Annotated in this window: 21 protein-coding genes and 1 pseudogene; 17 read left to right on the top strand and 5 right to left on the bottom strand. The window is 36.9% G+C overall.

Annotated elements, in window-relative coordinates; all coding sequences use genetic code 11:
• The first annotated feature begins 3 nt into the window (after positions 1–3).
• The 16 genes from ACFSQJ_RS04335 (at position 4) to ACFSQJ_RS04260 (ending at position 14,456) form a co-directional block, all read left to right on the top strand.
• The gene (locus tag ACFSQJ_RS04335) at positions 4–669 is read left to right on the top strand and encodes a DNA-binding response regulator (RefSeq protein ID WP_377765850.1); all 666 of its coding nucleotides are present in this window, start codon (positions 4–6) and stop codon (positions 667–669) included.
• Between the two features lie 124 nt (positions 670–793).
• Positions 794–946: a YegP family protein gene (locus ACFSQJ_RS04330; RefSeq protein WP_377765849.1), complete on the top strand. Its 153-nt coding sequence runs from the start codon at positions 794–796 to the stop codon at positions 944–946.
• 279 nt (positions 947–1,225) lie between these two features.
• Positions 1,226–1,471 (top strand): hypothetical protein, encoded by a 246-nt coding sequence (locus ACFSQJ_RS04325; RefSeq protein WP_377765848.1) that lies wholly within the window; start codon positions 1,226–1,228, stop codon positions 1,469–1,471.
• Positions 1,472–1,846: a hypothetical protein gene (locus ACFSQJ_RS04320; protein ID WP_377765847.1), complete on the top strand. Its 375-nt coding sequence runs from the start codon at positions 1,472–1,474 to the stop codon at positions 1,844–1,846.
• 5 nt (positions 1,847–1,851) lie between these two features.
• On the top strand, positions 1,852–2,145 hold the full coding sequence (locus ACFSQJ_RS04315) for a hypothetical protein (protein WP_377765846.1): 294 nt from the start codon (positions 1,852–1,854) through the stop codon (positions 2,143–2,145).
• A 2-nt stretch (positions 2,146–2,147) separates the two neighbouring features.
• Positions 2,148–3,200, top strand: coding sequence for a type I restriction endonuclease (locus ACFSQJ_RS04310; RefSeq protein ID WP_377765845.1), 1,053 nt, complete (start codon positions 2,148–2,150; stop codon positions 3,198–3,200).
• Entirely contained in the window at positions 3,187–4,320 is a 1,134-nt protein-coding gene (locus tag ACFSQJ_RS04305) for a hypothetical protein (RefSeq protein WP_377765844.1), read from the top strand. The genes ACFSQJ_RS04310 and ACFSQJ_RS04305 overlap by 14 nt, the downstream gene beginning before the upstream one ends.
• Before the next feature lie 5 nt (positions 4,321–4,325).
• Complete coding sequence (locus ACFSQJ_RS04300) at positions 4,326–4,544, top strand: hypothetical protein (RefSeq protein WP_377765843.1); 219 nt, start codon at positions 4,326–4,328, stop codon at positions 4,542–4,544.
• Positions 4,545–4,672: 128 nt separating this feature from the next.
• Entirely contained in the window at positions 4,673–4,906 is a 234-nt protein-coding gene (locus ACFSQJ_RS04295) for a hypothetical protein (protein ID WP_377765842.1), read from the top strand.
• Positions 4,903–5,184 carry a membrane protein insertion efficiency factor YidD gene (gene yidD, locus ACFSQJ_RS04290; protein WP_377765841.1) on the top strand — a complete coding sequence of 94 codons (282 nt, stop codon included), beginning with the start codon at positions 4,903–4,905 and terminating at the stop codon, positions 5,182–5,184. The genes ACFSQJ_RS04295 and yidD overlap by 4 nt, the downstream gene beginning before the upstream one ends.
• A 1-nt stretch (position 5,185) precedes the next feature.
• Complete coding sequence (locus ACFSQJ_RS04285; protein ID WP_377765840.1) at positions 5,186–6,481, top strand: hypothetical protein; 1,296 nt, start codon at positions 5,186–5,188, stop codon at positions 6,479–6,481.
• A gap of 2 nt (positions 6,482–6,483) precedes the next feature.
• Positions 6,484–6,873 carry a hypothetical protein gene (locus ACFSQJ_RS04280; RefSeq protein ID WP_377765839.1) on the top strand — a complete coding sequence of 130 codons (390 nt, stop codon included), beginning with the start codon at positions 6,484–6,486 and terminating at the stop codon, positions 6,871–6,873.
• 4 nt (positions 6,874–6,877) lie between these two features.
• Positions 6,878–8,413 (top strand): hypothetical protein, encoded by a 1,536-nt coding sequence (locus ACFSQJ_RS04275; RefSeq protein ID WP_377765838.1) that lies wholly within the window; start codon positions 6,878–6,880, stop codon positions 8,411–8,413.
• Positions 8,414–8,436: 23 nt separating this feature from the next.
• Positions 8,437–12,000 carry a hypothetical protein gene (locus tag ACFSQJ_RS04270; RefSeq protein ID WP_377765837.1) on the top strand — a complete coding sequence of 1,188 codons (3,564 nt, stop codon included), beginning with the start codon at positions 8,437–8,439 and terminating at the stop codon, positions 11,998–12,000.
• 2 nt (positions 12,001–12,002) lie between these two features.
• Positions 12,003–13,634 (top strand): hypothetical protein, encoded by a 1,632-nt coding sequence (locus ACFSQJ_RS04265; protein WP_377765836.1) that lies wholly within the window; start codon positions 12,003–12,005, stop codon positions 13,632–13,634.
• A gap of 60 nt (positions 13,635–13,694) precedes the next feature.
• The gene (locus ACFSQJ_RS04260) at positions 13,695–14,456 is read left to right on the top strand and encodes a hypothetical protein (RefSeq protein WP_377765835.1); all 762 of its coding nucleotides are present in this window, start codon (positions 13,695–13,697) and stop codon (positions 14,454–14,456) included.
• 57 nt (positions 14,457–14,513) lie between these two features.
• Here ACFSQJ_RS04260 and ACFSQJ_RS04255 read toward each other — a convergent pair whose 3' ends face one another.
• Both ACFSQJ_RS04255 and ACFSQJ_RS04250 read right to left on the bottom strand, forming a co-directional pair.
• A complete protein-coding gene (locus ACFSQJ_RS04255) occupies positions 14,514–15,002 on the bottom strand; it encodes a hypothetical protein (protein ID WP_377765834.1) in 489 nt (162 codons plus the stop codon).
• A gap of 18 nt (positions 15,003–15,020) precedes the next feature.
• A complete protein-coding gene (locus tag ACFSQJ_RS04250; RefSeq protein ID WP_377765833.1) occupies positions 15,021–15,833 on the bottom strand; it encodes an endonuclease/exonuclease/phosphatase family protein in 813 nt (270 codons plus the stop codon).
• Between the two features lie 448 nt (positions 15,834–16,281).
• Between ACFSQJ_RS04250 and ACFSQJ_RS04245 the strand changes: the two genes are divergently transcribed.
• Positions 16,282–16,770: a hypothetical protein gene (locus ACFSQJ_RS04245; RefSeq protein WP_377765832.1), complete on the top strand. Its 489-nt coding sequence runs from the start codon at positions 16,282–16,284 to the stop codon at positions 16,768–16,770.
• Positions 16,771–16,810: 40 nt separating this feature from the next.
• Here ACFSQJ_RS04245 and ACFSQJ_RS04240 read toward each other — a convergent pair whose 3' ends face one another.
• The 3 genes and pseudogenes from ACFSQJ_RS04240 to ACFSQJ_RS04230 form a co-directional block, all read right to left on the bottom strand.
• Complete coding sequence (locus ACFSQJ_RS04240; RefSeq protein ID WP_377766250.1) at positions 16,811–18,166, bottom strand: hypothetical protein; 1,356 nt, start codon at positions 18,164–18,166, stop codon at positions 16,811–16,813.
• Positions 18,167–18,532: 366 nt separating this feature from the next.
• Positions 18,533–19,852: pseudogene (locus ACFSQJ_RS04235) on the bottom strand (TraQ conjugal transfer family protein); the annotation flags it as partial.
• Between the two features lie 18 nt (positions 19,853–19,870).
• Entirely contained in the window at positions 19,871–20,419 is a 549-nt protein-coding gene (locus tag ACFSQJ_RS04230) for a conjugal transfer protein TraO (RefSeq protein ID WP_377765831.1), read from the bottom strand.
• Between the last annotated feature and the right edge of the window lies 1 nt (position 20,420).

The following is a 20,420-nucleotide window of genomic DNA, read 5'->3' as shown; positions in this document are numbered from 1 at the left end:
GCCATGTTCAAAAAAGTAGTATTAGCCGAAGATTTTCAGGGTGAAAACCAAGGTATCGCTGAAACCTTGCATGAAAAATTGGCCATTAAAGAATTGCAAAACGAGTTCTATTGTGATAAGGCATTTACGCGCTTAAAAGTAGCCCTAAAAAATAAGGAGCCTTACGAGTTATTGGTCACCGATTTATTTTTTGAGGCGGACCATGTCGACCGAAAGTTGACTTCCGGCAGCGAACTCATTAAAGAGGCAAGAGCATTGCAACCGGATTTGAAAATTATTGTCCATTCTATGGAAAACAATCCCATTCACATCAACACCCTTTTTAAAAAGCATAAAATTAACGGGTATGTATGTAAGGGCCGTAACGGAATGGTGGAGTTGGTCAATGCCATTAATGAAGTATTTCATAATAGAACCTATGTGTCGCCACAACTGAATTTGACCGCTGCAAATAATGCTGTTGAACTTGATGATTTTGACCGCGCTATCTTAAAAGAACTTGCTAACGGCCTTACCAAGAAAGAAGTCTCCGATAAGTTTAAAAAGGAAAATAGAACTCCTAATAGTGAAAGTACCATTGATAAAAGAATAAGCAGGCTTTATGATGAGTACGAAGCCAAGAATACCACAAATCTACTCTTCAAACTCGCGAAGGAAGGTAAAATTTGACACTTAATCTTTCCTGAAAACTCTCTGATATTCAAACAAATTTATATCCCTAACAGATACCTGTAAGGCATTGTCTTTGAATGGTTTTAGGTTTGGGTATTATTAATCTTAAAAATTAAACATTATGGACAAGTGGGAATTTTACAAAGACAAAAAAAAAGAATGGAGATGGAGAAGAACTGCTCCAAACGGAGATATTGTAGGAGCCTCAACTGAAGGGTATAAAAACAAATCCGATTGTATTGCGAATGCAAAGAGAAATGGCTATGTAAAGTAGATACAATCATTTTACTAGAGTAAACTAATTCCTTTTAAACAGAAAAATTAATCCTTTACACATATCTGTAAGGGATTGTCTTTTAATGAGTTTAAGTTTGTTTAGTAAAACTTAAATCGAAAAATTATGGCTGTAAAAAACACTGAGACAGGAGAAGTTCATATAGGAAATAAAGGTGGAGAGACAGGATGTGGACTTGACACTTCTGCTAGTCACTGGAAAGGTCAACAGAGGCTATCACATGTGATAGAAATGGATGTAAAAATTAAATCTTGAAGTATGGCAGAAAAAAGAGATACCTATAAGTATTACTTCAAGGTTGGAAACCTAAGAGTACATTGTGGAATTACAAACAATCTTGCGGTTAGAGAGGGTCAACACAAAAATTCGGGCAGATATACTTTATATAATGAGGAAAGATATTATTGGAAAAATGGCCACATAACGCAAGTTGGAAATATAACTACTAGAGCTGCAGCAATGGCATGGGAAAGAGTAAACAACTGTAATAAAAATTGGAATTAAATGCATAAAACTCAAATAAGAAAAATAATATTGACTCTTCTACTCCTAATAGCAGCAAACTGTTTAATTGCTCAATCGACTCAAAATGAAGTATTTGACGAATTCAAATCTTTATATAAGGAATTGAAAAGCTTTAAAGATAATAATGGCTTTAAAAAATATGGATTTGCTACTGGTGGACCATACCATATTTGGTTGAAAAAAGTTCGGAACCTAAAGAGTAATCCAAATTCAAAGTTATTGATCAAAAGAGGTTTTGTAGTTGGAGAATTAGAGGCCCTAGGACTGGAATATGTTACTTCAAAAGGAAGGGAAACAGAAATCACGATTTTCTTCAATAAAATATTTATCGAGGCGATTTCCGCTAAAAATTAACCAAAATGAAAAAAATATTTAAAGCTGTTTTAATAATAATTGGGGTCATTGTTTTTATTGGATATTTCTATGGAGGTGGGCTTGAAAGCCATGCCGAAATAGAAATAAATAAAATTGAAGTTCAGGTAGCCGAAGATGCTATAAAGCAATATGAAATTGCAAAAAGAAACGGTTCTGACGTGGATGCCTATACGCAAGCAAGTTATGTCGCAGCTGCATTTTTACAAGCCAATGATGAAGCAAACTATAAAAAATGGAAAGAAATAGAAAAAGAGGAAGCTAAAAAAATAGGTCTATAATCATGCAACTCCAACCACAACTAAAAGCCCTAGCCGAAAAAATTGGCAAGCTTAAAGACAAAATAGATACCGAAGAATCTACGAAGCACGCTTTTGTGCTTCCGTTTATAAATCTGTTAGGGTATGACACTTTTAACCCTACTGAAGTAGTACCTGAGTTTACAGCGGACATTGGACTTAAAAAAGGTGAAAAGGTAGACTATGCCATCTTTCAAAATGAGCAGCCCATTATCATTATCGAATGCAAAAATTGGAAAGAAAATCTAGACGTGCACAACTCACAACTGTTCCGCTATTTTCATGCTTCAAAAACCCGTTTTGCATTACTCACCAACGGAATTAAATATCGGTTTTATACCGATTTGGAAGCTGCTAACAAAATGGATGAAAAACCATTTTTAGAGTTTGACATTGCCAAGCTAAAAGAACACACCATTCATGAAATTTCCAAATTCCATAAATCAAATTTTGATGTTGCAAAAATTGTAAATAATGCCAGTGCCTTAAAGTACACCAAGGAAATAAAGAAGTTGATTGCCGAAGAATTACAATCACCTTCATATCACTTTGTAAAACTATTTGCTGGTAATGTGTATTCTGGCCGACTTACCGAAAAAGTAATGGGGGAATTTGCTGATTTGGTTGGGAAGGCCTTTACACAGACCATAAGTGAAAAAGTGAATGATCGTTTAAATTCTGCATTAAACAAAGAAGCAGAACAACAGCAAGAAGAAACCCAAGAACCTGAGGAGGTAAGCAAAATTGAAACCACCGAGGAAGAATTAGAAGGTTATAGAATTGTGGTGGCTATTTTAAGAAGAAAACTCTCTGTTGAGCGTATCGTGCACAGAGACACCCAATCGTATTTTGGTATTTTATTGGATGATAATAATCGTAAGCCCTTATGCAGATTACACCTTAATTCCGGCAATAAATACTTGGGTATAATTGACGAAAATAAGGATGAGACCCGACATGCTATAGCGTCGATTGATGAAATCTATCAGTTTGAAGAAGACTTATTAAAAACCGTTGATTTTTATGAAAATGAATAATGTTTTTTTAGTAATTGCCTTGGTAGTTTCCTTCAATGTTTTCTCTCAACAAAGGATAGTTGTTACAGAAACAACATTATCATTAGGTTTTGACCAAGTAGCTGAGGTATTTTACAGTTTTGCTAAGGGAGATGAGATTGTATTTAATATGAATATGATACAGGGCAAGCACATAAAAGCAGTTGAAATAGTGGAACTACCGAACAATGTGGTTTTTTCAGCCTTTAAAGCAATGGTTTTAAGAGATAAGCGAATCAAGGTCAGGAACAAAGGCCTATATGCGTTTCGGTTTTATAGTTCTTCATTGACCAATCGGGTCTGTAGATATCGGATTGATAGAGTTCCAGTGAGTCCAGCTACTAAAAACTTTAATACCAATTGGAAATGGCATATAGTAAGAGATACGGTTTATACTCCCTATCAACAAGATAGTTTAATGGGGTATAGAACTGTAAAATATCAAGAAACTGTTAGGGAATTGAAGTCTACAAAATTAGAAGAAATCATGTTGTTTGAAAAAACCCAAACAGTTCACTCTTTTTATAATGAGAATATTAGTCGGGCTGTTCTTAAGGTTGATTTGCCTGCGGTCTACAATACAGCAATGAAAGAGGAACAAATTTTGGCATGGGCCTATTGGATTGGCGTAGGCCAGGAATCCAGGGAAGCTTATAAGAAAAACCTAAGCTCAATAACAAAGTCATTGGGTAAAGTTGCAGATTTGTATTATCAAACGCCACTCGCAGGCATAGCTGTTGGTGAAATCTCAAGTCTGATAACACCCCAAACAGGTGAAGATGTAAACTATTACTTCATTTCAGATTATCAGAATGCTCAATTATTTTACAACAAGCAGCAATTCCTTCAATTTGACAATGGGAAAGGAAGAGCAGCCTATGGTCGTAATGATAGATTAATAAAAGGCACTTTCTATATCGGGTTATTGAATGATAATGAATGGCGAGGAATTGAAGTCGATATAAAAGTAATGGCGGTGAAACAAGCGAAAATTTATGAAAATGTAATCTATAAGAGAGAACGCCAAGAGCCTGAATATTTGACTTTGAATAAAACTCGCATGAATATTAATGAAACTAAAATTCGAGTTCCAGTAGAATAAAATTCATGAAAACAATTACAATCTTTATCGCATTTCTTCTATTGCCAATTTTTTTTACTGGAACTACTGAAACCAATGTCTATATCTGCAAAGGAAAAGGAAGCAAAAAATACCACTACAGAAAGTCTTGTCGAGGCCTTTCCCGTTGCTCTACAAAAGTATTCGAGGTCACACTGAAAAAAGCAAAAGAAATGAAAAGAACACTTTGTGGCTGGGAAGATTAACCATTATTTAAACTATAAACACGAAAAAAGAACAGCTCAAAAGCTGTTCTTTTTTGCTTTACGGATATCTGTAAGGTATTGATGGTGATTGTCTTTAGGTTTGATGCAGAACCAAAAATCAACTGAAAATGGAATACAAGGTAGTACCGTTAGAACCAAACTTAGATTTAAAGGCATCTTCCACAAAAGATGCATCCGATTATCTTGAAAAATTTATAAATCATTACAATCTTCAAGGCTGGAAGTTTATACGAGTCGAAGTCATTTCAACTTATGTTTCTGGTGAAAGCGGTTGTTTTGGTTTGGGAGCTACCCCAGGTCATACAACCAATAAACAAATGGTCGTTTTTCAAAAAAAATGAGCATACTACTCTTATGGCTTATCAAAGGTTATTGGCTTTTAATTCCTCCTAAAAAAAGAAACAAATGCCTTTTTAAAAAAAGTTGTTCGCGTTACGTGTTTGACATCACCAAAAAAGATGGACTGCTAAAAGGCCTAAAAGCACTTAGCTGCCGATTTAAACATTGTAGACCAGGCTACTATATCATAAATGACAAAGAAGGCAAACTATTGATTTCTGCACGGAACGAAGTATTTAAGTCCACAGAAATCAACCAACGAATTTTGAAAAACGATTGAAATGTTAAGTGAAAAAATAAAAAGTATTATACACAAAACGAATGTCAGATTGGGCATTGTGGTACTAAGTTTGTTTTTAATTGGGTGTACTGAAAAACATCTGTTTGATTTTGTTCCGTATGCCCCGCCTTCCGATGTAAAACCCAAGTTAGAAAAAATCGATTTTTTTCTAGAGACTTCCGTCAGTATGAAAGGTTATGTCAATGTAAACAAACCTGGTGATTATCCTTTAAAAGATGTGGTGTCTTATTTGATTACCGATTTGGATAACAAATATGATGATATTACCACCATATATACAGTAAGTGACTCCCCAAGAAAGTATGTACAAACCAAAGAACACTTCAATGACCAATTGCGTAAGGGTAACTTACTAAATGGAAGGTCATCAAAACTTCAAAATATATTCGGGCCTATTATAGATTCATTACAGTCCAATGCGATTAGTATTCTGGTATCTGACTGTATTTTAGATTTAGGAGATGATGATGCGATGACAGAAGGGTCTTCGGTCACTACAAAAATATACGGGCATCTGATTAATAAACCCGACGCGGCTGTAGCGGTCTTTAAGTATCTAAGTGATTTTAACGGCACCTATTATTATGACCGTAAAAATACTGGGAGTAAGAATCAAAGGAAAAGACCCTACTACGATACCATCTTAAAAAACAGGCCTTTTTATGCGTGGGTCTTAGGGAACAAAAAACTTGTCGAAGAACTTTTATCTCAAAAATTTCTTGAAGACTATGATAAAGTATACGCTTATAATATTTCAATGGAGGATATGCCTTTTGCAATCTTAAAAGAACCCCGAAAAGGGAAAGTAGCCATTAATCCCGTTAAAAATACAGTATTGATGAAAGATGTTGAGCAAAAACGTCCTGTTCAATTTACAATTGGAGTGAATCTAGAAAAGCTTCCCACTTTTTATGAGAACCTGTTTATGAATGTTGAGAACTATGAAATTCTACCTTCTCATTTAACCAATACAACTGCCTTAGAGACAAAAACTAAAAACGAACTTAAAGGAAATGTAGGCAATGGCTTTACCCATTTTTTACAACCAACACAATTTGATATGGATGTAGCAACCACAGAGATTACCTTTTCTCTAAAAAATCCTCCGTCCACGTGGTTTAAAGAAACTCATCTAACAGATGACTATCAGGTGCCTGCAGAAACTTTAGAACACAAAACTTTTGCCTTCCATTTTATCACAGATGCTTTTGATAAAGCATACCGTGATACACCAGCTTTATTAGAATTCAAACTCCTCAGAAAACATCAAAACTAATTATGGAAAATTTCTACTTTTTATTTGAAGACCTCAACAATTGGTCTATTTGGGACCAGAAAGGATATACCATTGGTTTTATCGTCTTAATTTTTTCAACACTACTCTACCTTTCTATTTTCTACCTCCTTTTAGGAAGAAAAAGTATGCGATTCTCTAGCATGGGCAGCTGGTTTCTATTTGGTTTATATAACCTTATTACCATTTTTATTAGTACGCTTCTATTAGAAGGTTTTCAAGTTTTCGAATTATCCGTTTTTGGCGAATTCTATTATGAAATATGGATGTTTACCATTATAAATGCCCTGTACGGTTTTGTACTGTACTTTTTGTTTTCCCTTGTATTCAAGCGTTTTTCCATTTTTTCAAAATACTATCCCGTAAAATTTTAAGACCATGTCAAAATCAAAATTATATCTATTCGCTATTGGTGGTACGGGTTCAAGAGTCCTTAATTCCTTGACCATGTTGCTTGCCACGGGCATGAAAATGAATACTGAGAAAATCATCCCTATGATTATTGATACCGATATTAATAACGGCGATGTAGAAAAGTGCAGAAATACTATAAAAACCTATAATAATATTCATAAGACCATATTCGATGGTGTACCTGATGAAGAATCTCAAGGTCATTTTTTTAGGACCCAAATTATGCCCCCCAAAGAATTGAACATTAGCGGAACGGACTACGGAACGCTTCGAGAAATGATTGATTACAATGCTTTAGGCTCTAAAGGATTTGGAAAAACAAAAGGATTATTTGATTTACTCTATAGTAATGAAAATAAAGACATGCCCTTAGAAAAAGGATTTTTAGGCAATCCAAATGTTGGTAGCGTTGTTCTAAAAAATGTGGTAGAATCTTCAGAATTCAAAGAGTTTACTCAAGATTTTAAAGAGAACGATAGAATTTTCGTCATTAGCTCAATTTTCGGCGGTACCGGTGCAGCTGGTTTTCCGTTGCTCATGAACGTCTTTAGAGATGAAACCAGTGGGATGAACAACAAAACGTATATCAATAATGCTATCATTGGTGGGGTATCTGTACTTCCCTATTTTCAAGTAGATGTTGAGAAGTTCAATAGCGGTGAAAGTGCCATAAATTCGAGCACTTTTATCACCAAAACCAAAGCGGCCTTATCTTATTACAACCGTAACTTAAAACAGTTGGTCAATGCCATGTTTTATGTAGGCGATACCAGACAAAGCAACTACGAGAATTTTGATGGCGGGCTAGAGCAAAAGAATCCTTCTAACTTTATTGAACTTGCTGCAGCCTCCTCTATAATAGAGTTTATGGACTATGATGCCAATGCCGGTACTATAGACGACCTTGCCCAGTCCTCCAAATTTTTTGAATATGGCATTACTACAGATACGGGCACTATACATCTAAAGCACCTTAGAAATGATGAGAATATCAAACGCTTTTTATGCTTTCATCATTACAACATCTACGTGTCAAATTTTATGACTCCTGCTTTAAAGAATGATAAGCTAGCGTGGAGAAACGAATTGAAACTTGCTAATAACTATGAAAAACAGCGCTTTTATGGTGATATGGCATCCTTTGCAAGTCGCTATTACTACAGGTGGTTGTATGAACTATCAGCAGATAGGCACGACAGAAAATTTCTTCCTTTTGATTTATCCATAATTCGGAACAAAACAGATCTAGACAAAGATGTAAGTGGTGCTCAATCAGCAAAACTGATAGTAGACGAGAAAAAACTATTCACATTGGTTACGGCAATTCCTGCAAAAGACAGTTCCAATTTTTTCTTTAAAGACCGCATTAAATACGATGAGGAATTTTCAAAAATAAGCAAAGACCTTATCGCGAATCAATACAGTAACAAAGAGCGTATGGTAAGTGAGATGTTAAATCTAGGCATCTCTAAAATAATCGATGAACGCTTTTCACTTTAGTATCAAAATCAATAAAAGAAGCTATGCCACATAAGTTAAGTTTAATAAAAGAACAGACCGTTAGTGAAACTGGGTGGGGGCAATTTGCAAACAACCCATATGACGAAGGTAAAATTGCCGATATTACTGATAATATGGGGAAGTTGGAGGTGCCGGTAACTTCAATTCCTTCCCCTTTTGCCCAAATGCATTTGTTTGAAACTTCTTTTTCATTCATTAATAAAGCATACACGAGCGAGAATAATGATGTATCGGCTTTATCTGGCAATACGACATATCACAATTACATATCAAGCTGTTTAGATGTTTTCGAACTTCTATTCAGTTATGAAACCTTGAAATTAAGAGGCCGTATCGCAGTCGAAATTTGGAAGAAAGAAGAGTTAAACGAATTGTTGAAAAGCCATAACCCCGGCATAAAAACCTTTGCGGAAACCCTAAAAATATTCATCAACAACTACAACAACGCCAGTAGATTTAAAACTAACGGAATAGGGAATGCCTTTAACGAATTTGCCCTAGTTTATCTTGACAATACTATCGTTGCAGGCACTTCGCCTTACACAGGTTTTTTTACCATCGGTGATGAACTGCCAAAGACCATAAAGAGTAACTACAACAATCGCTATTTTTTTACTACTAACGAACCGTTATTCAAACGTGGTAAGGAATTTCAAGAATTCATCAATGCCTTTTTTGAAGGTAATAGTCGCATTTCTGGTTCGTTCAAAGAAGTTTATAATTACATTAAAATAAATCGAAAGCACATTGAAAATTATGAAGTAAAGAACTTCATAAAAACTATTGAGCGTAATGGAGGTGAAGAATTTCTGAGAGGATACGCCAATTTAGAAATAGACCGTAATGAGGTTTCTTTTTTAGGAGGAAGCATTCCGTATATGTGCGATAAGTTTGATGCTGAAGAAGAAGAAACTACCGTTAAAAAAAGTGATTATGTAATTCAAACCAGTAAAAACCTCAAACGATATCCTTTGGCATTGGCCAAGGCATTGAACAAAAAAAGATGGACCTATTACGGAAGTAATAAATTTACTCCAGAGCTAGAACTGCTTACCTCTTCCCCTATCGAGAAAAGAAAACTTCCGGGTTCGGTAATCTCATATCCTTGGATTACTAGGAATGATGTACTTTCCAAGCATTTGATTCAGTTAGATTATGCCGTCAATACTACTAAATTTTGGTTGCCAGATGGTGATGTACAGAACATTCTCCTTCCAGTTATGCCTGAGTATTTCAACTACTTTACCATTACTGATTTAAGAGAACAGCTTTCTATTACTAAGCTAAAACTAGGTGCCATTGTCGTACGGTTAGATATTCCGGTAGCTGCTGACAACGGGCGAGGTGTAGTCACTTTTGAAAGAACTTACGATTTAGTAAGTCCAGATACAATCGATAACGATGATTACGGCGCTATTTTAAAATCGTCAATGGCCTTTGGTGTTTATCCCTTTTTTAAAGTTGCAGACTCCCGTTTTAATGACCGCTATAAAGTGCTGTCTTATCATATGATGGGCGAAGAGATAGCCTACCAATTTTTCAGGGAAGATACCGCTGCACCACAGCACACCAAAGTTACTTCAAGTTTAATTTCAAGAACCAGAAAAGAAGAAAGTTACCCTTGTGTTTCTAATTATTTAGAGTTGACCAATATTAAAACCAATAAGCAAGGCGAAGCTATAGCAGATACAGAAATTGATGTCACATTTGATGCCGTACATGTTGTTGTTAAATTTTTAGACATAAACGAAACATCAAAAGGTGTCTTGATTCCGATTATGGGGGAACCTATTCAGTTAATGGATGGTAAACCTGTAATTGCCTTTGACATTGGCACCAGCAATAGTTTTGTAGCTTTCAAAACAGGAAATATACCTGAGCACCTATCCACTTACAAAGGTAAAAAAAGTACTGCCCAGCCAGATTTGGTAATGCTCAATGCGCCCAAAGAAAATTTTGAAAGACTCAAAACATATGATTTAAAAAATGTTAAGGCAATTTATGGTGCAACTCAGATAGCGGAATTTTTACCTACGTTGGTGGGGAAAGATTCCTTCTTTAAATTCCCTATACGTTCCATTATCAATATTGACAATGATACGAATCCGGAAGTTACTAATAGTATCTCTTTACTATCTAACGTAAACATCCCTTTTGGATTTGGCCAAAATCAACTGCGTAGAGATTTTGATTTTACCCATTCCAATATTAAGTGGGGTGTTACTGATGGCACTAACGTTGCGGCTCAGAACAAATTAAAAGCGTTTATTGAGCAACTAATTTGGTTGGGACGGAATAAGCTTTTGAGTGAAGGCTTTAATCCTGCAGCGGCAGATGTACTCTGGTTTAAACCTTTAAGCATGGGTAGTAACCAATCTTCTGTATTCAATGGCATTTGGGAAAAATTATATGATAACTATTACAGCAAATACAGTGGAAGTAAAAAGCTCATGAGCATTACAGAATCTTGGGCTCCTTTCTATAGTTACGATAGAACATTTGGCGCTGGAGAAGTTTATATGAACTTAGATATAGGTGGTGGCACTACAGACCTGATACTCTTTCGTAATAACCAACCGGCTTTAACTACCTCTTTCCGCTTTGCGGGTAACAGCTTATTTGAATCGCGAAGTGGAAATAACCCATTTGATAATGGATTCGTCTCTAAATATGAAGCTATCATGCGTTCAGAATTCGGAGAAGAGTTTACTAAAACAGATATTATTGATTATATCAAAAATTCTAAGGGCTTGCTCTCTACAGATCTAATTAGTTACTTTTTCTCTTACAATTCTTTCAGCAGAAAGTTAATGTTGGACAGCGAATTTAAACTACTCTTTCTGCTTCACAATAGTTCCATTTTTTACCACTCGTTTCAAGTTCTAAAAATGAGTGACATAGACAAACTCCCCAGTTATATCGGAATAAGTGGTAACGGAGCAAAGCTTTTAGAAATCACTAATGGCTTAACAGATTTAAATAAACCCAAAGGAGTAGCATCATTAGTTTCGTTGATTATCAAGAAAGTCTTTGAGAAAGAAAAAGCTCCTAAAGTAGAGTTGCAAATTTTGGACCACCCTAAAGAATCTACAGCGATTGGAGGAATAAAAGGTTTAGAATATATACGTAAAAACGCAACCGCAGATATTGACAATTACTTTTTGTGTGTGGGTAATAATAAAGATTTGTTCCGTGAAACGGATATACAAGCCAGGAAAAAATTCAAGTATGGAAATTTCATCAAATCATCGGATACAACCATAAACGAAATTACAGAGAACGTAATAAACTTCTTTGATTTCTTTTTTGATGAACTATGGCATGAGGCAGATTTCGTCAAAAATTTTGGTCTGGAAAAATCCTATAACCCAGAAAAGCTACGGGACTTTTTCGCCGATGCATCAAAAATTAGTGATACCATACGAGAAGTAATTAACCACAAGATTGAGGTAGAGCAAGAACCCGAGTTAAATGATTCCCTATTTTTTGATGCTATAAAGTCATACCTCTATGCCTTTTCACGAATTATAGTTTCTGAAAAAATCAATGAATTTAAAGGCGTATAAACATGAAAGGTATTTTCAATTTTTTTATCGCTATTGTAGGTGTCCTTTTCATCATTAGTTGTTCAAATGAGCCCGAAGTGACTACTGTTGAAGTCAAACCTGGTTTTGAAGCTTTTAAAGATTCACTTTATAAAAATTACAAAGCTGATGTAATAAAGAAGAACAAGACCCTGTTGAATACACTCTTTGATAGTGTTGCCTACAGAAGTGTTGATTTAGTACTTACCGATAGAGCTTATGAATCAAAGCCAAATGAAGCTCCCAAATTAAAAGGGATAAAGTTGGGTGAAATGAAATCGAAGATAAAAGGCTCCAGTAAAAATGATAGCGCAATTCGAAAATATATTGATGAATTTGTTAAACTAAGGAAAAGCTTTTTAAAAAAAAATCTTAGTACAAAATCCGTTTTTGTAAACGAAACCAACGAGATTGTAAAAAGCGAAATGTACCTCCAAAATATTCTAAAGGATAAGGCAGAAGATTCGCTTTATATAAAATTAACTAACCGAGTGGAAGGATTTATAAAGACTTCACAGGAAAAATTTGAAATAATCATTCCCAAAAATACATGGCTTAAAAAGCATGATACCTCTATAGAGAATAAGTTTAAAACTTATCAGCAAAGTAAAAATGAATTAGTAAAAGATTCTGATTCCATATTAAAAAACAACAACATCTTGCTACTTGTCTTATTGGCAATAAGCTTGCTTACAAATCTGCTTCTAGGCACACTATGGTTAAGAAATAGAACTAAGAAAACTAATGTTCAAGAAAGTGATGTAATTCTTGAAAAAGAGCAAGCATCCGTTCCAATTACTTCCCTTACCCCTTTAGAAGTATCTGATTATGTTTCACAAGCTTTTAAAAAACTACAAGCCCATTTCGCTACAAATCATCATCCAGATTGTGTAGTGACCCAAATTGATGCGCTCAAATCTTATGAGCTGGTTATTTCTGAAAAAAGTAAATCACAACAATTTAAAGAAATACATGAGCTTGAACAATTTGTGTCTCCCTTGATAAAAAAACATGAAATCCAAATAGGTCAAAAGCTAGCACAAATATTGGACAAGCATTCTGCAAGGCAACAGTTTGGACGACAATTAGACATCGAGAATTTTGTGCTTAAATATGCATCATCTATTATTTCAGAGGAAGAAATACGGTCTAAAGTGTTGACGCTCAAAAAAAGGTTCTATGACGAAATGCCTAACGTCATTTCTAAAAGTGACCTTGAAATGGATGTCCAAAACCTAAGGGAATCTATTGTAATGGCAATTGAGAAAATGATTGCGGAAAACAGTCAATTATACTTTCCTTATGCAGATACGCAAGGCATACTTTATGACGATAAAAAATCAAAAGAGAAGGAACGTGATAGTGCCATCAAACTCACTTTAGACCCAAAAAACAAAACGTGCGCTACTTTTCAATTACTCTATGAATATTCAGATATGATGTTAGCAGGAATACAGAGTTATGATATTCTGCTATTACCGATTTGTGATTTAAAAAGTGAAGACTTTGACAGAAATGGTACTAAAATATCTCAAAATGGTAGGGATGGCGAAATGATTCTTGACGACGGAAAATGGATATTAAAAACCAAATTGGCAATAAAAATAACTCAATAGAAAATGATTTATATTATCATCTTATTACTCATCACGCACCTCGTGGTTCTATATCTGCTAATGAAGAATCTAGATTCCTATAAACAGAATAACCATAATTATATTTCAGGCGAACTACGTAAAATCAATTCCTCTTTTACCCATAGCATTCAATTGGTAGAATCAAACATGACCCTTCATTGCGAAGAATCGAATACGATATTAAAAAAACTAGAGCAAAAAGCGAGTGATTTTAATGAAAATAGCACCAAAAAATTCAACGAACTCACAACGTTCATAAGTACAGATTACCATTCGCTTACCCAGTTATTGAAGACCAATAACGATTTGCTGGAAAAACTAATGGAAAAAACCAAACTCAATATCACCAAGAACAAAGAATTAAAACCGCTTTTGGAAAGCAGTAACGAGGAGTTGGAAAAAATTTACGGAAAAATAAAGATGCTAGTCTCTAACTATGAAAAGAGTTTAAAGGATATTAAAGTCGAAATTGAAGATGCACTATCATCCGCAGAGGCTATAACAAATGGAAAAATCAAACAAATAGCCGCAGATGGGGAAAAAACGATTTCTGACACTTTGGAAATAAGCAAAGAAGCCATAAACGAGGTTACGGAAACTACCAATGAGCAATTAAAGAAAGTGCTTAAGGATAACCAAATAAAACTCCTGACAGATAAAATTCAACGAATAGATGAAGAATTAAAAATGAACCTATCTAAAGTCAATAAATCAATATCAGGATTAGACGCCACTTTTATATTTGAACTAAGAGCGCTCAAAAAAGAAGGCAAAGACAAAAAGGGCTTTTTTGGATTTTGATATCAAAATTGTAAAATGAAAGAATTCTTGCGGTATTGATTGATGTGGAAATAAATTTTATTCCCCAATGAATTTCTCAATATCGGTAATCATAAATTTAAGCATATCCCATTCTTTCAGTTTAGTGTTTTTATTATACAAGTCTTTTCTAATACTCAACAGAAAGATTGCAAATTTTCTCATTGTTTCTTTAGGTTCATTTTCAGATTCTCCTTTATAAAAGGCTTGCATCATACTATTGTAAGCATTTACCATATTATCAGAACCAAAAGTAATTAGATTGAAGCCCGCTTTTCGATATTGTACTGAACCAATTTCAGAAATGGCCTTCTCTCTCATTTTTTGATTTGATTTATTTGCAAACATGGTAATTAGAGGATGAAGTATCGTATTGTAAGTTTCAATACGTCTCTCTAATGCTCTTTCTTCGATTGCTTGTAAATCCTCTTTTCTTGTTTTGAGAAACCATGATATAAGTCCACCAATGAAAACAAGTAAGGGAGCTCCCAACGCTGCGGCCAAAGTTATTAATTCGGTTTGTTCCATTAAATTGGTTTTAGATTGTTATTCTAAATAGAACTCTAAAAAAACAGGTAAATGGTCAGACAGTTTTCTAGCCTGTTCTAGTCGGTAGCAAAACCGCACAAAATCAAGAATTCCCCCATCAATCTTTTTAATATCCCTTGAATAAAAAATATTGTCAATTGGGTAATTCAAATACTTCCCTCGCTTACAAGTCTTTTTCAAGGTTGTTCTTTGGTTAGTGATAGATGCCTTGTAGCCTTTAGCTTTTAAGGAATTGAAAACTGGTCTATTTTCATTTACGTTAAAATCACCAGCAATTATTAGGGGCGTTGGTAAAGAATCAATAACAAACTCGTTAATGGCCTTAATCTCACTCTCTGGATTTTGATTATAAGGCCTGGAGTGGAAATTAATTATTGCGAATTTCTTTTTACCCAAATAAAAATTAAGTAGAAAAGGTTCTCTATCTACTTCGGCATCAAGTTCGTCAAGTAACCATCCCCGGTTTTTTATTTTAATGTGTTTGGTTTTCCAGATAAAAGCATAGCGCTCCGTAACATACTTAGAACTATTGGTAGGATCGCTGATGACATAATCCCATTTGGCACCCTTTCTATTAAGAATAGTAGTCAATTTTGCCACAGCTTGGGAGCCCCCATAGCCAGCTACAACCTCTTGGATTGCTAGAATATCAGTATCCCTAACGATTTCTGCAATCTCTTCAAGTTCATCACTATTCTTTGTTTTGCCAAAATCCCTAATATTCCATGAGACCACTTTAAAAGTATCAATCTGCGAATGAATACTAAAATGAAAAAAAATGAAAAATGTCAGGAGTAAATTTTTGAGCATTCCCTTTTGTAGTTAAGTATGTACTAAATTACTCAAAATGTTATGTGCATTTTATAGATAAGCGTAAAGTAAATTAATTTTACGCCTTGATTAGATCAATAGTTAATGACATTTTAAGGCCAACATTTTCGAGAACTGTTTAAGCTTCCCTTTTTCGAAACTCTTTACAATATGCCTTTTGGATAAGATTTCATGATTGCGGTTAAATTCCCTGAAATATCCACTAAAAAACTAGAACTATTTACAAAATCCGCTTTTTGTAAAGAGTTGTTTAGGCAGTTCAATAGTTCAAATAAAGGGTTCTTTAAAAATAATTTGGTAAATCAGTGATCAGAAGGCGTTAACTACTCAACAACCCATTTATTGATATTTTGAATCATAGAGGTTTCTTTGAATAGCATTCCTTGGATATCACTATCTTTATGTTAAACCCCACAAACCTACGGTAATGAAAACTTCAAAAATTCTGCTGTTACCTTTACTCGTTGTGGCGCTACTTTTATCCTGTAGTGATGACGATGGCACCGTTGCCATGGATAATAGGGTAGAGGCCCTGTTCGGGCAATGGGAGTATGAGGCTATCAATTCTAATATCGCAGTGGACATCAATGGTGATGGTGCGGTCAATGACGACTTTTACAATACCAATGAAATCCGTCAGTGCATAAAAGACAATTTGACTTTCTTCAATGATAGGGCGCCAGGTGAAAAAGACGTTTTTACTATTAACGAAAATGGGCTTTCTTGTGGCGAAGTACCAGCCTTTCAGAATGTTGAAAGCGACACTTATGAGCTCGTCAACAACGAAATCATCCAATTTGATAACCGGAATAATTGGACAATTATCGAATTTACCCAAAATCGACTGGTGGTTCAGGAGGAGGACTTTTTGGATGATCGAGACGTAATTATTACTTATGTTTTAAAGCGTAGTTAGTCTTAGTAAAATCAATCTTAGAACCTAACAGTTTTCAGTGTTACACCCTTATTATCTTTCCTAAAGTGACTTCACTCCATTGATTATTAGTGTCCCTGACCCTGACTTCAAAGTCTTGGTCGAGATATCGCAAACGACTCTCCCTGGCCTCTTCTTCCAATAGGAAGTACCGGTCCACACCAGTGCCTACGGCCTCATTGTAATTAAAGACCCGAGTATCCCATCTGTTGTCCTTTCTATTGTAAATCCTGATTTCAACCCGGTCGAGCGTAGCCCCGCCATAGGCTTCGGAACACCCGATGTCAAAGCAGGTATATATCCGTACCTGATAATCACAGCCGTTTAATCCGCCACAGCTCACATTATGCTTTTCCCCTTTTACCAAGGCCACCGGTCTTCGTAAGGTATCCACAAAGGTACTTCCATTGCGGGTCTCGCCCGTTGAATTGTCCACCACAAAATCAATGGAAAACTTATCCTGGGTATCAGGGTAAAAGGTCATATTGGTGCTGCCATAATTTAAGGGAACGGTTTCCCCTTCATCATAACGAGTTCCCGAATAAATGATGTATCCTGCACGATTCCCTCGAAAGGAGAAGGCCATCTCATAGGTAACGGTAGGGTCATGTGTCCCCTCGGCATTTGTGATTACTGTTATATTGAACGCATCTCCTTCCAGGCGTTCCCCAGGGGCCTGGCTTATGGTAAGGTCAAAAGGTTCCACGTATCGTTCATAGGATAAACTCACATCAGCTGTCTTTGGTACATTGGATGAGGATCTGGTATTGAATACAATATCATGGTCACCTTCCGAGAGGCCGATATAGTTCCCATTGAAAGAACCTATGGGGACGGTGAACGTTTCACCGGGGCCATAAGTGTTCCCATCAAATTCAAAACTGCTATTGGCATTACCCGTGGAATAGTACATTGTATACGTGTCGCCCCCAAGTCCCAACTCGGTGATGTTGAAATTGATGGTGGTGGATTCCCCGATGAAACCTCCGGGACCGGTTGCATTGGCCGTGAAATTGTAATCCTTGGGACTGACATTGACCGTTATTTCCACAGGTTTCTCCAATCCCGTTTCATTTTGGGCGAAAAAGGTTATCAATACCGTTCCTTCGCTTACCCCCTCCAAGCTCCAGTTGAAATTCCCCTTGGGAATGTCATAACTGTTGCCAGGGCTTACCGTGTTCCCATTCGTATCCTTTATCAGTGCGTTCCCGTTCATTGTGAACCGCATGGTGTAGTCGGAAGATCCCACCGTTTCCGAAATATTGAAATTGACCGAGGTGACCTCCCCAATGGAAATATCCGATTTCTGGATACCTCCTGTAAATGAAAAATCGACCTGTTGGTAGATGATGGTAATGGGATCTGTGGCATGAGTCACTCCCGAGCCGGATTCCACGCTGAAGACGAGATCGTGTTCCCCGGGCTCAAAGCCCGTATAAAAGATATTGTTGGTGTCCGCACCCAAATTAAATTTTTCGCCGGGGCCATAGGTATTTCCGCTAATGCTTACCTCACCGCTCTTGCCGGAAGTGAAAAACGCCTCGTAGGAATCCTTGGTGCCCTCGGGTTCCTCATCGATATTGATGATGCCCGGGACCGGGATATTACTGAATTCCGAGGTCTTGGATGGCGTAAAGGTCACTTCAAATTCATTCTGCTTGATTTCAAGATCAATGATGACGGGTTCGGAAGACTGTCCAAAATTGTCCGTGACCACAAAGGAAATCCTGTGTGTGTCCGTGGTCTCGGGACTATAGAACAAGGAGAAATTGCCAAAGTTCACGGGATAATCCGTGGAATTCCTGAGCTCCGTGCCACTTTCATTCCTGAGCGTACCATTTCCATCCAATATCTCATAGGCTATATTATACTCGATATTGCTGGTATTCCCATTGGACTTGATGTTGAAGTTCAACTGGGTCCGTTCCCCGATAAAGACGGAGTTACTTTCCGAATTTCCCGAAAAGGTAAAGGGAATGTTGGCTACGGCTATCTCGACACTGTCCCGTTTTGTCTGACCGTTACTGTCCCTGACATCAAAATAGATTTTGCGCTGGCCAAGCTCCACACTTTGGAAGGTATAGTTATAGTTCCCCGGTAATATAGGCCTGTTCGTTCCAGGGTCCATGACCCCGCCATTCTGGTCCCTTACCGTTCCTCCGCCCTCACTCTCTGAAGCAAAGGCATGGCTTATTTCATAGGTGACATCGCTTTCCTCATCCTGTGTCTGCAAGTCGATGTTCACGGCCAAATTGGTATTCAATTCCACTTGGGAAGACCCTGCAGTAGCTCGAAAATTAAAGTTCAGATTGCCGACGGGTAACAAGAGTTCCCTGGTTATCTTGGCCCCGTCAGGGGCTACTGCAGTCATGCTCAAACGGTGCTCACCCAAGGTCTCAGGCTGATAGCCAAACTCGGTCACCCCCTTTGGCAAAAGGAACTCCTTGCCCGGCTCGTGGGCGGTATCCCCAACATATAAAAGCCCTGTGCCATTTTCCAATTGATAGGTGATTTTGAAATCCCCATTACCGTCGCCTTGCGGTCCGACAGTCTCTTTGTCCCGTATCAGCGTGGCATTGATGGGATTTTTGCTATTAATGATAAGGACATCCGAACCTTTGGTCAATACAAAGCTGAAACTGGCAAAGCTCGTATTGTAGGTAAGCTCCAATTCCTTGGCCAGTTGATTCGAATCCCACGCATATACCTTTACTTTATGGGCACCTGTATCAATGGCCATATAGTTCAGACTCATATCGAAATCGGTAAGGGGGATCGTATCGTTTTCCCGTATCGTATCGTTTGTGCTCCTCAGATAATAGCCTTTTCCGTTGATTACATCGTAGCGCATAAAATAGGTAACGTCGGACACCATGCGTTCCGGTTCAAGGGAAAAGTCGGTCTTGGAAGCCTCAAAAATGAAGATGTCCTCTTCATTGGTTCCCGAAAAGGAAAAATCGAAGGAGTCTTCGATGATATTTTCAAAATCCTTACTACATGCAAAAAATAAAATCAGACACAGTACTGTAGCGGATACTATGTAGCGTGGGGTGTGTGTTCTCATAGTGTTTCCTATAAATTCTCAAAACAAAAAATAGCGAAATCCCAATCCAGCATAGGGATAAAAGTTCCCAACATCGGAATTGACGTGATAATATTCATTGGCCTTGACCAAAAGCGAAAAATCGTTGCTCAATGCAAACTCAGCCTCTGCACCCAGATAGCCCCCATAAATAAACTGGCTCCTGGCATCGATCAATGCTCCAGTGGGAAGCTCGTTGCTTCCATTATTGATAACCTCATAACCGAACAGGCCGCCCCCGCCCAAAAAAAGGCTGAAACCTCTACGGGGTGATATATAGACCCTGTAGTAGAGCCCAGGCTGTATGGTAAATATGTTATAGGGAATGTCTGTAGGGCCATCCTCAGCAAAAGCCGCCAGAACACTTATCTGAAAATACTTGAACCGATTCGGATGGAAGTTGAAGGTTCCCATCACCCCAAAACCATCCTCTACGTATCCTCCACTGACCCCAACTGAAGAGGCCAGGTTTCCACGCATTTGGGCCTGTAGCGAAACACCGGCCAACACCAAAATCAAAAAAATAGGGCAGCGTAATCGTTTTATCATA

The sequence above is a fragment of the Croceitalea marina genome (assembly GCF_042684265.1).
In the GTDB taxonomy this organism is placed as follows: domain Bacteria; phylum Bacteroidota; class Bacteroidia; order Flavobacteriales; family Flavobacteriaceae; genus Croceitalea; species Croceitalea marina.
The sequence above is the reverse complement of the archived record's forward strand: the minus strand, read 5'-3'. Positions and strand labels throughout refer to the sequence as shown.

Bases quoted from the DNA above. Each gene is read 5' to 3' on its own strand.
- ACFSQJ_RS04250 (WP_377765833.1), bottom strand. From the start codon at position 15,833: ATGCTCAAAAATTTACTCCTGACATTTTTCATTTTTTTTCATTTTAGT.
- ACFSQJ_RS04320 (WP_377765847.1), top strand. From the start codon at position 1,472: ATGCATAAAACTCAAATAAGAAAAATAATATTGACTCTTCTACTCCTA.
- yidD (WP_377765841.1), top strand. From the start codon at position 4,903: ATGAGCATACTACTCTTATGGCTTATCAAAGGTTATTGGCTTTTAATT.
- ACFSQJ_RS04260 (WP_377765835.1), top strand. From the start codon at position 13,695: ATGAAGAATCTAGATTCCTATAAACAGAATAACCATAATTATATTTCA.
- ACFSQJ_RS04255 (WP_377765834.1), bottom strand. From the start codon at position 15,002: ATGGAACAAACCGAATTAATAACTTTGGCCGCAGCGTTGGGAGCTCCC.
- ACFSQJ_RS04245 (WP_377765832.1), top strand. From the start codon at position 16,282: ATGAAAACTTCAAAAATTCTGCTGTTACCTTTACTCGTTGTGGCGCTA.
- ACFSQJ_RS04270 (WP_377765837.1), top strand. From the start codon at position 8,437: ATGCCACATAAGTTAAGTTTAATAAAAGAACAGACCGTTAGTGAAACT.
- ACFSQJ_RS04325 (WP_377765848.1), top strand. From the start codon at position 1,226: ATGGCAGAAAAAAGAGATACCTATAAGTATTACTTCAAGGTTGGAAAC.
- ACFSQJ_RS04310 (WP_377765845.1), top strand. From the start codon at position 2,148: ATGCAACTCCAACCACAACTAAAAGCCCTAGCCGAAAAAATTGGCAAG.
- ACFSQJ_RS04230 (WP_377765831.1), bottom strand. From the start codon at position 20,419: ATGATAAAACGATTACGCTGCCCTATTTTTTTGATTTTGGTGTTGGCC.
- ACFSQJ_RS04295 (WP_377765842.1), top strand. From the start codon at position 4,673: ATGGAATACAAGGTAGTACCGTTAGAACCAAACTTAGATTTAAAGGCA.
- ACFSQJ_RS04315 (WP_377765846.1), top strand. From the start codon at position 1,852: ATGAAAAAAATATTTAAAGCTGTTTTAATAATAATTGGGGTCATTGTT.
- ACFSQJ_RS04280 (WP_377765839.1), top strand. From the start codon at position 6,484: ATGGAAAATTTCTACTTTTTATTTGAAGACCTCAACAATTGGTCTATT.
- ACFSQJ_RS04300 (WP_377765843.1), top strand. From the start codon at position 4,326: ATGAAAACAATTACAATCTTTATCGCATTTCTTCTATTGCCAATTTTT.
- ACFSQJ_RS04275 (WP_377765838.1), top strand. From the start codon at position 6,878: ATGTCAAAATCAAAATTATATCTATTCGCTATTGGTGGTACGGGTTCA.
- ACFSQJ_RS04265 (WP_377765836.1), top strand. From the start codon at position 12,003: ATGAAAGGTATTTTCAATTTTTTTATCGCTATTGTAGGTGTCCTTTTC.
- ACFSQJ_RS04330 (WP_377765849.1), top strand. From the start codon at position 794: ATGGACAAGTGGGAATTTTACAAAGACAAAAAAAAAGAATGGAGATGG.
- ACFSQJ_RS04335 (WP_377765850.1), top strand. From the start codon at position 4: ATGTTCAAAAAAGTAGTATTAGCCGAAGATTTTCAGGGTGAAAACCAA.
- ACFSQJ_RS04285 (WP_377765840.1), top strand. From the start codon at position 5,186: ATGTTAAGTGAAAAAATAAAAAGTATTATACACAAAACGAATGTCAGA.
- ACFSQJ_RS04305 (WP_377765844.1), top strand. From the start codon at position 3,187: ATGAAAATGAATAATGTTTTTTTAGTAATTGCCTTGGTAGTTTCCTTC.